Genomic DNA, 14,071 nt, shown 5'->3' with positions numbered 1-14,071 from the left:
CAGCATCTATGGCTCGACAGTGAATTCGGCCCACATGCCGGCTCCATAGTGACCTGGCACGTTGCAGATAAGCAGGTATTTTCCAGCCTTCAATTCGACTGTCAATGTGCCTGATTTTCCGGGATCAAGCTCCGAAACTTCGCCCTTGTCGCCAGCCCTATCTTCGTCGACGCGGTTCTCGGCATCAAGGTAGGGAAGCGGCTTGCTGGGATCAGCAAGGTACATGACGATCATTTCGTGAACGGTGTCCTTGGAATCATTCTTCACACTGAATGTGACCTCCCCGGCCTTCGCCGCTCCAGGGGAAGCCTTGATACCCATCGTGGCCTTGGAGAGATCGATCCCGGGCGTGGCATAGGCGAGCCCCATGGGCATTTCCACGCTTGCCCCCTTGTCCCACAGCGAGACCTGGACAATCGAAGCAGCCCGGGTCGCGTCGACGCTGCCGATCATAAGCATTGCGGCCGCAAGCCCGATCGTAGCTCTCCTCGATATGGTTTTCATGACTTTTCTCCTTGGGATAGCAGCAGAAGCGCTCTGTATCCGAGCCATCATCCTGCTCGCGGCGCCACCCGCGGTCCTTGCGCCAGATCAAACCGACCGGCGGTGAGCCCGATCGGCGGTGCCTATGCCGCTGTCAGCCAGTTGTCAGGTTGAATTGGCTATCCCGCACCAATGACGGTGATACCGCCGTCTGACCGAATCGGTCGAAATCCACCCCTCAAGGCGCAACATCCGCGCCCAACCTCTCGAATGGAGCCATCATGTATCGCACCCTCGTCCTCGCCGCGCTCGCCGGCATCATTGCAGGACCGGCGCTCGCTGCTGGCGGCAGCTGCAGCACCGCCTCGAAATCACAGTTCAAGCCCAAGGCAACGCTCGAGGCGCAATTGACCGGCGAAGGTCTTACCGTCCGCCAGATCAAGGTCGAGAAGGGTTGCTACGAAGTCTACGCAGTCGACAAGGCCGGCAAGAAAGTGAATCTGGCCTACAATGCCGAGACCCTTGAAAAGCTCGACAATGCCGAAGCCGGCGAAAACTGATCGCAACGCTTCAAGAGCGGCGGACGCGCAACCATCGCTGGAGATGGTGCGCGTCTGGGACCGGGTCGTGCGGGGCTTTCACTGGGCGCTGGTGCTCAGCTTCATCACGGCCTGGCTCACCTCCCATTCTTCGGAGGACGTTCACCATTGGGCCGGCTACACCGCTGCGGCGCTGGTCGCAATGCGGCTCTTATGGGGTGTTCTGGGCACGCCCTATGCGCGCTTCTCGCAATTCGTGCGCGACCCGGCGACGGTGCTGCGTTATCTCTCGGCAATACTGAGCGGCCGCGAAGCCCGGTACATCGGCCACAACCCAGCCGGCGGCGCAATGGTGGTCGCGCTGATCGCGGCGATGGGGTCAACCGCATTGACCGGTTGGCTGATGACGACGGACGCGTATTTCGGCGTCTCGTGGGTCGAAACGGCGCACAGCCTGAGCGCGCACGGCTTACTTGTGCTGGTCCTTTTCCATATTGGCGGCGTCGCGCTGGCAAGCTTTCGTCATCGCGAAAATCTGGTACTCGCCATGATCACGGGGCGAAAACGCAAGGCCGAGCCGGCGGACATTGCCTGACGACCTATTAACCGACCAAATCCGATTTGCGCCCTGGACGATTTCGGAGGCGCAAGTTGGTCGCTCCCTGTTCGACATGGTCCTGGAAGCACGATGCGACAAGGGCGGAGCGGATAAGATAAGAGCAGAACGCGGCGTGATCGTCATCTGCACCGGCGGTGGCGGGGTTCCGGTGATAGCCCGGGACGACGGCAGTCTTTCCGGCGTGGAAGCCGCCATCGACAAGGATCTGGCAAGCTCGCTTCTCGCTCGCGCGTTGAAGGCAGACACGCTGCTTATGCTGACGGATGTCGAAGGCGTCTATATCGATTACGGAACGGCGACTGATCGCCCGCCGCGGCGCTTAGGCCCGAAGGAGCTATCGGGGAAGAATTTTCCGGCTGGCTCCATGGGACCGAAGGACAGCGCAGCAATCGAGTTCATTGAAGCGACAGGCAAACCTGCCGCAACCGGCAAGCTCAATGACGCCATTGAAATTGTCAGAGGTGAGAAGGGGCACCTGGTTCGCCGGTCGGTAGGAGAGATATCCCAGCGGGACACGCCCACCTATCTGGGAACCACCATCACCGGCCAATCTGCTCGGCGCGAGCAAAATTAGAGGCCAGTCGAGAATAGCGATCCCATCAACCTGAGCCCTGATGCCCTGCCATGGTTCTTTCTCCCTCTCCGGCAATCCGGTTCTTGGCTGAAGACAAAATTGCTCGCCATGACGAACGCAAATAGCTGAGGGTTCATAGCGCTCGGCACCACGATCGCAGCTTCGATCAACCCGCGGATCAAAATGCAGTCGATATGCTGTCCGTTGACAGGCAGGCTTTCTCGCGCCCTTCTTGCCCTGAATCAATTGCCGGCCTTCCACCTTATGCGTCCTTGTTCTCGAGCGCCCTACGCATGCGCCTGATAATCGCTGCGCGGCCCCTCTCGTCGGCCGCAGCGCTCACCGCCTGATTTACGTCAAGGAGAAGCCTTGCAAGGTCGTTGTGCCAATCGAGGTGGGCAATCTTCTCCGACTTCAGACGGCGTGGCTCGTTGAGCTCGACCACCAAACTGCCACTGGGGGTCAATTGGAAGGCATCGTCCAGCCTTGGGATGATGATCTTGTCGTGGGGTATAAGTCCTGCAAGCCTTCCACGCAGGCCGCCGAGACCAGCGTCCTCCCCATGCGTCAGAAACACCCGCTGCCTCACCGGCGTTCGGGCCTTGAGCCAGGCGACCAGCTCGCTGGCGTCGGCGTGGCCGGAATAGAGCTCGAACAGGCTGATCCGCGCCTTGACGTCGACTTCCTCACCCTGGATGCGCACGCGTTGCGCACCATCAAGCAGAATCCTGCCGAGCGACCCCTGGGCCTGATATCCGGCCATCATGACCGTGGCGTTCCGGCGCCAGAGATTGGCCTTGAGATGATGGCGAAGACGTCCCGCGTCGCACATGCCGCTGGCGGCGATCACCACGAAGAAGCCGCTCAGGCGGTTGATCGCCTTGCTCTGCTCCACCGTCTCGGTAAAGCGCAATTCCTTCGAGTTGAGCGCTTGGCGCAGCACATCGCCCTGTTCGATCTCCTTGGCATGTCGCTCGAAAATCGCGCTGGCGCGTGTTGCCAGCGGCGAGTCGACGAAGACCGGCGCTGACGGCACCTGCCCTGCTTGCATAAGCAAATACAGATCGACCAGCAGTTCTTGCGTCCTTTCGACAGCGAAGGACGGAATGATAAGGGGCCCGCCGGCCTCTGCGGCGCCACGAACGATGTCGCCGAGTTGGGTTCGCCGCTCTTCTGGCGAAACGTCCGGGCGGTCGCGGTCACCGTAGGTCGATTCGCAGATCAGATAGTCGACGCCGGCGGGCCCCTCGGGATCGGTTTGAAGCAGCTTGTGGCCTGGGCCGATGTCGCCCGAAAACATGATGCGCAACGGGGCATCGCGTCGGTCGATCTCAAGCTCCACCGATGCCGAACCAAGCAGATGGCCCGCGTTCCAGAAGCGGGCGCGAAGGCCATCGGCGACGGTGGTCCATGCGCCGTATTCCAGGGCGCGAAAAAAAGTCATGCATGCGGCCGCATCCTGCAGGGTGTAGATCGGTTCAACCGGCGGCCGGCCGCGCTGTGCGTTGCGCATGCAGTCCGCCAAGGTCTCGCAGCTATTTGGAAAGGTTCTTCAGCCTGATTTGTTCCGGGTTGCGGCGCGGTGTCTGGAATAGCCGCGAACGCGCTCGGACGCAGTCAGCCTCGCCTGCGAACCCTGAGAAACATTCTTCTGATGAAAAGCGGGATCATGCCGTTGTAGAGCCGTTTGATCTCATTGACGAAATTCGAAAGGCGCGACAACTCGTCGTCAATTCGATGCAATCTGGCCTGGCTGTCCTGGGCCACCCTGTCGAGCGAAGCGGAGGCATCAAGGATCGGTTTTGCGATTTCGGGTCCGATGGCTTTGACCTGCTCGCCAAGCTCTACCAACGACGCGACATTGCTCTCCAGCGTTTTTGTGTTTGATTGCAGCAATTCCACAAGCGCGGTCTGGTCTGGCGAAACCTGCCATCCATGAACCTCTTTCACAATGTGGGCCCATCTGCGGGGCGCAACCGAAACGCCGATTTCCTCTATCCAGCGCGCGGTTGCCAGCGACCGCTCGTCGGCAGTCGTATTCGTCTGCGCCTGTATGGCCTGATTGTAGGCCTTGAGATGCTCTTGAACGAAGTGCGAGACATCAGCCACTTCACGGAAATAGGCACAAACCTTCGCGGCATCGCCGGCATCGAACCGCGAGATCGCCTCCATCAGGTTCTCGACGGTGGTCGGCCTCGTCAGAAGACCAACCCCGAGGTTCATGCGCCGCCATGCCTCCATGTTCGCTGTATCGAGCAGGCCGGCGAAGCCACGCGCGTCGCAGACGACGACCGAACAGCCCACCGCGGCCGCTTCAAGGGCCATACGGGCGGTTGCAAAGACGATGTCGTATTCAGGCAAATCCTTTTCGAGCTGATGGGAAAAGCGTTCGGTAGCCGGACCCACCTCATCCAACGCGATATTGCTCTTCGAGCAGGCCTCACGCACCGCCTGCTGGTGTTCGAAATTCTTGGTCAGCAGCAGCGCTCTGGCGGGCCTGGAAGGTAGCGGCAGGCGCGGCTTGAAACGGTGAAGGTCGACTGCGTTGTAGATGAGGTCCAACCTGTCAGCCGGTACACCACGCGACAGGCACTTGGCCTTGCACGCTTCGTCGACCGCGATCCAGCGGCGTATCTGCGGATGATGCATGGGAGCTTCGATCTCAAAGAAAGCGCTATGACAGGAAAACACGGCAGGCACGTCGGGAAACCGCGCCAGCGCCGTCAGGCAAGGCGTCAAATGCTGGCCATGGATGATGTCGGGCTTTTCGACAATCTCGGCAATCCGGTCCGCCACATGGTGTCCCCGTCTGCGCATTCTGTCGGCCATGTCGCCAAGTGTTGGCGCCAGCACCATGGTTTGATGACCGGCGCCGCGAAGCCCGTCGGCCAGCAATTCGACAACCACTTCGGTGCCGCTGTTGCGCGATACGAACAGATTGGTGATGAGAACCCGCAAATGCCGCCTCCGGTCTGTTTCGCAACCCACCACATTGGCGGCGAGGGACAACAGATGCTAGGCAGCGTTCTTAGTTTGAAGGCATCGACCAGACAAGTTTGTACAAAATTTGCCTCGGCGCCTGCTCCAGTGTTGGGAAGCCTTTGACGGCCGATCGCCTTGGATGCAATTGAAAAACACAGATATATGCCAAAGCCTGGATTGGAGCCGTTGTTTGCCCGAAAAATTACAACATGTGCTGATCCTTGCGCATCCAGGGCATGAGCTTAGGATTCATCATTGGATTGAGCTGAGCAAACCGCGAATCTACCTTTTGACGGATGGTTCGGGCGGACGCCATTCTGCCAGAACCCAATATTCACGCGACCTCGTGGAAGCTGCCGGTGCAACCGCCGGCGCGATGTTCGGCGATATGCCTGATGCCGTCTGGTACAAGGCGCTGTTGGCTGGAGACAGCGGCTTCTTTGCCGATGTGCTGGCGAGGATCCATGCCGATCTGTCTGATATGCAGGACGTGCAGATCGTCTCGGACGCCGTCGATGGCTACAATCCAATGCACGATCTGGCCTATGCATTCGGCAATGCCGTCAACCGGCTGCTGCAAAGGCCGGCTCGCAAGCAGCTTTGTTCCGCCGCGGTTCCCAACGTGCCAGGGGCTGTCGAGGTGGAAATCCAACTGGATTCGGCTGCGCGCGCCAGAAAGATGGCTGCGGTCAAAGCCTACACGCCATTGGCGGATGAAGCCCGCCAGATTCTGGATCGGGACCCGCAGTGCTTCGACCGGGAACTTCTCATCTCGCAGCACTTTGACTGGGATGCGCCGTGGACGCCGGACTGGGAGCGCATCGGCAAAGAGCGGGTGGCGAACAAAGTCTACGACAGATGCATCACCTACAAGGAAAATGTACAGCCGGTCGCGCAGCGACTGATGTCGGAAGGCGACCGAACTCACGCGCCGCGGAAAGTCCAGCGTCTGCCTTCCCGGGCCTAGCCAAGGGTCTCGACGATTGCCTGTGCATGAAACAATGGTGAGCGCGATGGGATTCGAACCCATGACCTACTGATTAAAAGTTCGTCAATATATAAGCAAAATCAATGGCTTACAAATTTGCCGCCGCGTTTGCCGCACGGTCTTGTCGCATCATGACCGGCGCCGTGACGGCGGCGGCGGCCCCATTTGCGGCTGCAGGGTGGTCAGCACCTGGTCGAGCCGGCGATTGATTTCGCGGGTGCCTTCGCGGCCTTCCTCGCGCAATTCCTTCACATTGGTTTCGATGCGGCTCATGTGGCTGTCGAGGTCGACGCGGCGCACATATTCGTCGCGCACGCGGTTGATGCGCTCATGCAGCGCATCATCCCCCTTCTGGATCTTGTCGCCCGTGGTGCGGTGCGATGCGACGATCGCCACGATGATGCCGACAATGGTGCCGGCGATGCCGATCAAAGCTGCGATATCACTGCCACTCATCGCTCAAGTCTTCCAGCAGCCTTGCGCGGCACCGTAGCGCCTAGTTGAAACGACCCACCGCGATAAAGGTTCTTCCTCGGCCGCCAGGCGCGCCGGGTTATTGGCGTTGGGCGGCGGCGTCCAGCCCGCGCAGTTGCTCGCACTCGTCGCGCAACCCGCCAAGCTCAACGCACAGATCAACCCTGCCAAGACTGTCCGTTTCATTGTCGATCCCCGTCCGTTTCTCGTAAGCCGCGACCGTGTCCTGCAGCTGCTCGACGCGGCCGGCGGCGCGGCCGCTGGAATAGGCGAATGCGTAAAGCCCGCCCAGCAAGCTGCCGGCAAGGAGAAGCGCGCCCAGCGCCTTCCCTGCCGGCGACAGCGCCGCCTTGAACAGCGCCGCGATCATCCCTCGATACTCGAGCACAGATCCCGCACCGCCTGGGCTAGCTGGGCGCGCCGGGCAATGCCGTAGATCCCGAACGCCACGATCAGGCCGATGATCACCAGCTGCACGCGGAAATCGAGCCCGCCGAACGCCGCGAGCGGCGCGCCCAGGATCGTCAGCAGCCACGTCCAGAACGTCTTGGTTTTAGTCACCGGCTTGTGCAGCTCGCCGGGGTCGGCAACGACAGGCTTTTCCACGACTTCGGGCGGGGCCAAAGGAGCGGGCTTCGTCGCCGGCGCCGGCTCCGGCGCCGCCGGAACAGGCTCTTGCGCGCTGGCGGGCTTCTCTGCGGCCGGGAAGGCCCATGCGGGCAACGTCGGACTGCCGCCGGCCTCGTGCCAGGCATCGAGTGCCACGGCCGCCCACTGGTTGCGGCTGGGATAGTGTTTCGCGCCGGCCCGCTCATAGGCCAGCTCGAAAGCCTTGACCTTGGCGGCGAGCCCCTTGGCCGCCACCAGCTTGCCGATCGCCGCGCGCTCCGGCCCTTTCAGCTCGGACCACATGTAGCCGAAATTGGCCTGGTCGCTGGCGGGGTTGAAGCCGTTGCGCTTGCAATAGGCCTCGAACTTGCGCCGGCGCGGGCCGGTGAACATCGCCCAGCCGAAGCCACCGCGCGAAGACGGCACGGTCGGCTTGATCTCCTGCATTGCGGTGAAGCCGGCGCATTCATGGCCGATATTGCCGAGAATGGCCGCCGCGTCATCCAGCTGCAGCTGAAAGTCGCGCATGAAAAGCGCCATCACCCACGGCGCCTTCGAACGAAACAGATCCTGTGCCTTGCCCTTTGCCATAGCTCGCCCACTTCGTTGGTTGGTGAGCGGAGGCTAAGGCTCGCACGAGGCCGTCAACTGCGCTGGCTAGCGGGAATGGAAAGCCATAGAGGTGAAAAGGTTGCTCGAATAGATCGCCGTGGCCCAATTGCATAACAACAGAAGCCGCGCTATCAGCTTGCGCATTATCTTGGCCGGGATTTGATATTAGTGTCGGATAAAATAACGCGTAAGAAATGAAAACTCGCAGAACTGAGACCGACGATGCTGAAAGCAGTCGAAGTCGAATCCCCGGCCATGGCAATCCAGCGGTACGCGGCACTCGACGGGCTTCGAGGCGTCGCGGCCTATCTGGTCGTCATTTCCCACTACCTTGGATCAGCCAACCCGGGCTCACGCTATCCGGGTCAGGAAATCTTCGGCTACTTTACGCTGGCCGGTCAGGTCGGCGTGATGCTGTTCTTCGTGATATCGGGCTTTCTCATGGGCGAATTGTACATGCAAACGCCCTTCAACAAGGAGAGTGTGCGCGCCTTCTACGTCAAGCGCATCGCCCGCGTGGTGCCGCTTTACTACTTGATCGTGCTAGCGAGCTTTGCTCTGCTCTTAACTAGAGGCGGCGTCTGGCCGCTTTATTACGTCGACCCTTTATGGCATTTCATGCTTTTCTGGCACGGTGGAGACAACGTGCTTTGGACGGTTCCCGTCGAAGTGCAATTCTATGCCCTGTTCCCCCTCATCTGGTGGGCATTCAGCAAGTACGGCAACGCAGCAACCCTCCTTCTGCTGATCGTCGGCGCCGTGATCCCGACGGGGTGGATAACCGCTCCAGCCTTGTTTCACTTCTATTTTCCGTACTTCGCTGCCGGACTTTTGCTCTCCGTGGTCACGATCCCATACTCGCGCCTTGTCGAGTTTCTGATCATTCCGGCGTTCATGGCGCTAATGCTCGCCATGCCCGATCTGGCCAAGGCTATGGGTTTCAGACCTACCGGATTGTGGGGGTCGCCCGTCTATCTGGTTTTGGCGCCGACAGCTGTCCTGCTCGTCATCAATTCGCGCTGGGCCGCTATCATACTAGGAAGCCGGCCCGCCGCCTTCGCCGGGATGATCAGCTATTCGGTCTATCTACTGCACATGCCGGTTCATTTCGTTTTTCGGCAGTTACCCATCTACGTGACGAGCCCGCTCCTGTTCATTTGCGTCGCGCTCGTCGGCACCACCGCCGTTGCGTGGCTTTCTTTCAGGCTGTTGGAAAACCCGGCGCGGCGATTGATATCAAAAGCTGCCCGCACTCCGTCAGCCAACGGCATACTCGCCGCTGATCACCATCGTCAGGGCACCGTTGGTGATGTTGATGGAAGTCGCGGCAGTCCCCGATACGGCTTGGCGGAGCAGGATGTTGGTGCCACCGCTGCCGATTAGAGCCTGTGGTGCGCCTGTGAAGACCGCACCTGCGCCCGCACAGTACACAGACAGGGCATTGCCGATGCCATTGGCCACCGAAGCGGTGTCCGGCATGTTCACCTGCATCGGTCCCGTACCGGAATGCCCGGTGTAGGCGATGTTGCAGCTAAACTCGATCTTGTTGCCACGGCGACGCTTGCGGCCTGCCACGGTGGCACCAGTCGCCGCCCCTGCGGTGGTGGCTCCGGTGACTATAGGCGTCCATGCTGCATCACGTGTCCAGTGGACGTTGTTGGCGTAGGAGGGATCGCTGCACTCGGTAAGCAGGGTGTCGCACGGGTTGTTAGCGACCGTGAAGCCACGGACGTTTGCAGCAAGGTTAACGGCCAAAGCCGGGTCAGTCCCGCCGACCTCGAACACGTTGCCAACGATCGTCGACCTACGTGTATCAAAGGTAGCTGCGTTCCAAGTGTTGGCCTTCACATCAATGCAGATGCTGTTCAAGCCTTGCGGCGCAATAGAGTTGCCGGTGATAGTCGTGGACGAGCTGTCAATCAACTCGACGACAGTGCCGCCAACGGTGTCAGTCCACAGCAAGCAGCCGGTGATCTGGCTCCACTCGACGAGGTTCAGACGAACGGCCCGAGTATGCACGTTGATGTGCGTACCGACCATGCAAAGCTGCGCTTCACCGCCACTGACGGTAGCATCCCAGTCAATGCCGTAATACCCCCCGACAAAGTCGCAGTCGGTGACGTGGACGCCTTCGATATAGGAGCCGGCACGGATGAAGGTTCCACAGAAATAACCTTCGCAGCCCCGGATATGGTAGGGCGAGGCATCATGTCCAGCGGAGGCGATGAGATCGACGAATATGCCAAGCGTGTTGTTCGCTTGAGCTCCATACCAGAAGGTCTTTTCGATAGTCGCAGAGCCGACAGAGGTGAGCTCTACGCCCTTCGCCCAAGAAGCGTTGACGGTTGTCGACCTGATTGAGCATTCACTGACAACGAGCGCAGGATTGAAGAAGTTGCCGGCCGATGTGCCATCGAGCGACAGAGCCCTGCCAGCAGCGCCAGTTGTTGCGGTGTTGACGAGGCCTAGGCGGTGAAACGTGACTGCGTTTCCAGAGCCGCCGACCCACGACCGGGGACCAGACGTCGTGATAACGATCCCGTCCGTCCCATTCCACCGAAGGTTGGTTTCGCCGGCACCGTCGCCGGTGACGTGGAGAGCTTGGCCCGACACGGTCATGTTGACCGAAATTGCATTCAGGTCGTAGTCGCCTCCCGGTATCCGAAGCGCTCCTATGCGGGCGATAACAAAATTCATCGCAGCGGTTAGGGCGGCGGTGTTCGCAGCCGCCGTGTTGCTGCGGTCGAGCCCGTACCATGCTGCATTGGCAACCCCATCGTTCTGCCGCACCCACGCGCCACTCGCGCCCGTAGGCGCGCTGGCCGGGGCCACATAGATGCCCTGCGCCGTGTCCGCCGTGACCGGAGTCGACAGATTGCTCGATGAGAACACGAAACGACCGTTGCGCCCGCCCTCGTTCCAGATGATCGCAACCTTGTCCTTTGCCCCGTCGAGCGCTGCAAGCTCGGCTCGACTGGCGACGTACGCCGGCGTATCGAGAAAATCGCGGATTTCCGGGACTGTGTTTTTGCCGATAACAGTTAGTCCGGCGGCGCCGACGATCGCATCGACGGGAAGATCGACGGGGCTCTTGTTCACGAGCCGGTCGCCGTCGTCATTCCAAGCCAGGACCTTGCCCGCCTCTGCCGGCGGCAATCCGGTCTGACCGACAAAATCGCGCGGGAAACTCGCAGCCCGATCAATATCCCGCCGCACCTCGCTTTCGACGCTGGCCTCTTTCGACAGTTCCTGTTCCAACTGGTTGGAGTCGAGCGTGCCGCCCCTGGTCACCGCCACCGATCGGTTGGCAACGCGGCGCGCCTGGTGGTACCAGGCGGTCGACGCCGGCACGGCCGCGCCGAACGTCACCGTGAAGAAATCGTAGGCGCTGGCAGGGTCGACCTTGGCGATGGTGCAGCCCGCCGTCACGTCGCTGAACACCGTTTCCCCAAATGCCTTGGCAAACACCTTCACATCGGCGATGTCGAAGATCCTGTAAGGCGACGGGGCATAAGGCCCGGCCGTGCCGTTGCCGACCAGAATGGCGGATTCACGGGTTTCACGCGGCAGAATGTAAGGGGTCGCGGCCATGGGCAGTCCTCGCTATTGGAGGCTGCAGCATGGGCCGCGCGCGCAAGTGTCAAATGGGGCTAGCGCCCTGGCGGCGTGAGCTGACCGGGCGCGATCATGTACGGCGTGCCGGCCTTCTTCGCCCGGCCGATCTGCGCCTTGAAACTCTTGTCGGCCTCCGGGTCGGTCAGCCATTGCAGATTGTCGAGCACCAGGCGGTTGTAGATCCCGCGCGTCAGCCAGTTCGAGGCGACGATCGGGGTGTAGCGCTGCAGGTATTTGCGCGCCGCTCGGCCGGGGTTGACCTTCTCGCCGGCGGCCGCCTGCTGCAGATTCCCCAGCACCAGGCCGGCCGTGTCGCCTACGAAGGCAAGGCCGGGCCCCATGATCGATTCCTGAAACGACTGGCCGAACCGGTTTTCCGTCGACTTGACGAAATCGCCGAACAGGCCGAAGCCGCCGCCCTGAAAGCCGGCCTTCAGCCAGAACGCCGGATTGGTGGCCGGGTTCATGTCCTCGGGCTTCTTGAAGTCGAGCAGGCTCTTGATCTGCAGATAGGCCGCGCCGCCCAGCGTCAGCATGATGGCCATCGGCGCGAAATAGGCCATGCCTGAGCGGCGAAAGCCGGTGCCCCCGCCGCGCGTCGCCGCCATTTCGCCGATCGCCTCAAGTTGAAGCGCGGTGAACGACAGGCCAAAGCTCTTGTATTGCAGCAGGAAGTCCAACAGCTCGCCGCCGAACGTGCCGCGCTCGGCCTTGCCGGTCAGCAGCGAACGGGCGTTCGGCGTGCCCGCCGGCACCGACCGCTCCGACCAGCTATTGATGACCTCGGCCAGCTTTTCGGAGGCGTCGCGATGCGCCAAGGCTTTAGCCTCGGCGGCGATGTCGTGCGGCGCGGCCGTGCGCATGTCGAGATATTGCACGGCGCCGCCATTCAGCTCGATCTGGCGCGGCGTGACAAAGCCGGCCGGGTCTTTCGCCTGGCGCCAGATGTCCCAATGCGCCGGCGTGACGCCAAAGCCTTCCAGAGCCGTGCGGAAGCGCGGGTCGAGTTTGTCGAAGGTCTTGGCCGCATTGTCGGCCACCGTCTTCTGCCAGGCGCGCGCCTCGAGGAGCTTGCGGCCGACCGTCAGCGGCTGCAGGCCGGAGAAGGTCACGCCACGATCGGCTATCCAGCGCGACCAGTCGGAGCCAACCGCCGGCCCGGCAAAGCGCAGCTCATCGTTCATGACGTGCAAATATTCTTCCCACATCACGCCAGAGCTGATGATGTCTTCGCGGTTGCCTTTCGAGACCATCTTGACCATGTCCATGATGGTGCCGGTGACCGGCAGGCCGGCGAGCTTGCGCGCGGCTCGCGCCACGAAAGGATCGGTGGCGGCGGCAAGAAACACCGTGCTGCCCAGCTGGGTGCCGGTCAGCACGTTCTTGATGTTGGATGTGGTGCGCGCGGCACCGCTCGCCACTTCCGGCCGGCCGCGCAAGGCCTGCCAGAGGCTGTCAATGCGATACTCGGCCACCTTGGCCTGACTGTCCTTGAAGATGGTGGCGCCCTTGGCCAGCGTCGGCTTGCCGGTTTCCAGCTTGCCGATTTCCAGCGCCACGGCCTGTTTCATGTATTCGACCATCGCGGCCGGGTTCGGCCCCAGCACTTCCATCGCCGCGATGTCGCGGGCCATGCCGTTGACGTGGTTGAAGATCGCCTGCACCACGTCGCCCTTGCCGAATTTGGCGTTGTATTCCATCCAGCTGGCGGCGTCGCGGAAGGTGAGGAAACGCTCCTCCTGCCGCTGCGAGGCAATGGCGCCCTGCCCGCGACGCACCATGGACGGCTGCAGATGAGCGCGGCCATTCGAAACGATCGATTCCCAGACATGGTCAAGCGCCTGGTCGAGGCCGGCCGGCGTCAAGGCCTGACCGGTCAGCGGATTGGTCATGCGGCTGGGGTCGAGATAACCGCGGATCTCAGCTTTCCAGGCATCGCGGCCGGCGGCTTTGACCTTCAGCCGGTCATGGATGTGCGGAAGGCCGAAATTCTCGATCTTGCCGATGGCGCCGCCGGCGGCGTTGAAGCGCTGTCGGAGATCTTCGAACACTTGGCCAATCGACTTTGCCAGAAACTTGGCCGTGGCGTCGTTCGCAGCCTCGCCGTGCAGCTCTTTCACCACGTCGCTCTGCAGCGCGCGGTTGGCGCGCTTGCCCAGCAGGCCCTTGCGCTCAAAGGAAAACATCACTTTGTCGAGGTTCTTTTGCGCGCCGATGATGATGGCTTCGGTCTTGCCGCGCACACTGGACGCGCCGCGAAAGCCGTAGTGCGACAACAGCCCCATGGCCGCTTCGAACACGTTCGCCTTGCCGTCGCGGCCGCGATAGCCCTGCAGATAGCCCTTCACGCCTAGGCGGCGCGCTTCGGTCAGGTCCGCCCGCCGGCGCGCCTCGGCCGCTTCCGCCTTCAGCTGGATTTCGAGATCCTTGCGCGCCTTGGCCTTCGCTAGATCGTCGCCCATGGAAAGCCGATGCTGCGCGAAGCGCTGGTCGAACTCATCCGACAGGAAGGACGCTTCCTCGCGCGTGATCGCCTTCTGCTCGACGGCGGAAATCAGGCAGTCTTTCAGGCCCAT

Annotated in this window: 12 protein-coding genes; 5 read left to right on the top strand and 7 right to left on the bottom strand. The window is 61.5% G+C overall.

Features of this window, described 5'->3' with window-relative positions; genetic code table 11:
- Window positions 1-6: 6 nt before the first annotated feature.
- Complete coding sequence (locus tag D3242_RS24860) at window positions 7-504, bottom strand: cupredoxin domain-containing protein (protein ID WP_051726796.1); 498 nt, start codon at window positions 502-504, stop codon at window positions 7-9.
- A 260-nt stretch (window positions 505-764) separates the two neighbouring features.
- On the opposite strand from D3242_RS24860, the gene D3242_RS24855 reads away from it, so the two are divergent.
- From D3242_RS24855 to D3242_RS24845, 3 genes are read left to right on the top strand one after another with little or no spacing between them, the layout of a single operon-like run.
- Window positions 765-1,043 (top strand): PepSY domain-containing protein, encoded by a 279-nt coding sequence (locus D3242_RS24855; RefSeq protein ID WP_019858251.1) that lies wholly within the window; start codon window positions 765-767, stop codon window positions 1,041-1,043.
- Entirely contained in the window at window positions 1,021-1,617 is a 597-nt protein-coding gene (locus D3242_RS24850; RefSeq protein WP_223217732.1) for a cytochrome b/b6 domain-containing protein, read from the top strand. The genes D3242_RS24855 and D3242_RS24850 overlap by 23 nt, the downstream gene beginning before the upstream one ends.
- On the top strand, window positions 1,610-2,215 hold the full coding sequence (locus D3242_RS24845) for an amino acid kinase family protein (protein WP_223217731.1): 606 nt from the start codon (window positions 1,610-1,612) through the stop codon (window positions 2,213-2,215). Before D3242_RS24850 ends, D3242_RS24845 begins: the two co-directional genes overlap by 8 nt.
- 262 nt (window positions 2,216-2,477) lie before the next feature.
- Here D3242_RS24845 and D3242_RS24840 read toward each other — a convergent pair whose 3' ends face one another.
- Window positions 2,478-3,728, bottom strand: coding sequence for an MBL fold metallo-hydrolase (locus tag D3242_RS24840; protein WP_223217730.1), 1,251 nt, complete (start codon window positions 3,726-3,728; stop codon window positions 2,478-2,480).
- A 104-nt stretch (window positions 3,729-3,832) separates the two neighbouring features.
- Complete coding sequence (locus D3242_RS24835; protein WP_223217729.1) at window positions 3,833-5,173, bottom strand: glycosyltransferase; 1,341 nt, start codon at window positions 5,171-5,173, stop codon at window positions 3,833-3,835.
- Between the two features lie 163 nt (window positions 5,174-5,336).
- On the opposite strand from D3242_RS24835, the gene D3242_RS24830 reads away from it, so the two are divergent.
- On the top strand, window positions 5,337-6,164 hold the full coding sequence (locus D3242_RS24830) for a hypothetical protein (RefSeq protein WP_064985539.1): 828 nt from the start codon (window positions 5,337-5,339) through the stop codon (window positions 6,162-6,164).
- Window positions 6,165-6,314: 150 nt separating this feature from the next.
- Here D3242_RS24830 and D3242_RS24825 read toward each other — a convergent pair whose 3' ends face one another.
- From D3242_RS24825 to D3242_RS24815, 3 genes are all read right to left on the bottom strand, one after another.
- Window positions 6,315-6,641 (bottom strand): hypothetical protein, encoded by a 327-nt coding sequence (locus tag D3242_RS24825; protein ID WP_064985541.1) that lies wholly within the window; start codon window positions 6,639-6,641, stop codon window positions 6,315-6,317.
- 97 nt (window positions 6,642-6,738) lie between these two features.
- A complete protein-coding gene (locus tag D3242_RS24820) occupies window positions 6,739-7,029 on the bottom strand; it encodes a hypothetical protein (protein ID WP_064985542.1) in 291 nt (96 codons plus the stop codon).
- The gene (locus D3242_RS24815; protein ID WP_147377487.1) at window positions 7,026-7,808 is read right to left on the bottom strand and encodes a phage tail tip lysozyme; all 783 of its coding nucleotides are present in this window, start codon (window positions 7,806-7,808) and stop codon (window positions 7,026-7,028) included. Before D3242_RS24815 ends, D3242_RS24820 begins: the two co-directional genes overlap by 4 nt.
- A gap of 294 nt (window positions 7,809-8,102) precedes the next feature.
- On the opposite strand from D3242_RS24815, the gene D3242_RS24810 reads away from it, so the two are divergent.
- Window positions 8,103-9,263 (top strand): acyltransferase family protein, encoded by a 1,161-nt coding sequence (locus D3242_RS24810; RefSeq protein WP_081296197.1) that lies wholly within the window; start codon window positions 8,103-8,105, stop codon window positions 9,261-9,263.
- A gap of 2,267 nt (window positions 9,264-11,530) precedes the next feature.
- Here the strand turns inward: D3242_RS24810 and D3242_RS24805 are convergent.
- On the bottom strand, window positions 11,531-14,071 hold the full coding sequence (locus D3242_RS24805; RefSeq protein ID WP_064985548.1) for a hypothetical protein: 2,541 nt from the start codon (window positions 14,069-14,071) through the stop codon (window positions 11,531-11,533).

It is taken from the genome of Mesorhizobium jarvisii (assembly GCF_003601985.1).
In the GTDB taxonomy this organism is placed as follows: Bacteria; Pseudomonadota; Alphaproteobacteria; order Rhizobiales; family Rhizobiaceae; genus Mesorhizobium; species Mesorhizobium jarvisii.
The sequence above is the reverse complement of the archived record's forward strand: the minus strand, read 5'-3'. Positions and strand labels throughout refer to the sequence as shown.

Coding starts and splice junctions, on each gene's coding strand:
- D3242_RS24805 (WP_064985548.1), bottom strand. CDS start 14,071: ATGGGCCTGAAAGACTGCCTGATTTCCGCCGTCGAGCAGAAGGCGATC.
- D3242_RS24825 (WP_064985541.1), bottom strand. CDS start 6,641: ATGAGTGGCAGTGATATCGCAGCTTTGATCGGCATCGCCGGCACCATT.
- D3242_RS24810 (WP_081296197.1), top strand. CDS start 8,103: ATGCTGAAAGCAGTCGAAGTCGAATCCCCGGCCATGGCAATCCAGCGG.
- D3242_RS24815 (WP_147377487.1), bottom strand. CDS start 7,808: ATGGCGCTTTTCATGCGCGACTTTCAGCTGCAGCTGGATGACGCGGCG.
- D3242_RS24820 (WP_064985542.1), bottom strand. CDS start 7,029: ATGATCGCGGCGCTGTTCAAGGCGGCGCTGTCGCCGGCAGGGAAGGCG.
- D3242_RS24840 (WP_223217730.1), bottom strand. CDS start 3,728: ATGCGCAACGCACAGCGCGGCCGGCCGCCGGTTGAACCGATCTACACC.
- D3242_RS24860 (WP_051726796.1), bottom strand. CDS start 504: ATGAAAACCATATCGAGGAGAGCTACGATCGGGCTTGCGGCCGCAATG.
- D3242_RS24855 (WP_019858251.1), top strand. CDS start 765: ATGTATCGCACCCTCGTCCTCGCCGCGCTCGCCGGCATCATTGCAGGA.
- D3242_RS24830 (WP_064985539.1), top strand. CDS start 5,337: ATGCAATTGAAAAACACAGATATATGCCAAAGCCTGGATTGGAGCCGT.
- D3242_RS24850 (WP_223217732.1), top strand. CDS start 1,021: ATGCCGAAGCCGGCGAAAACTGATCGCAACGCTTCAAGAGCGGCGGAC.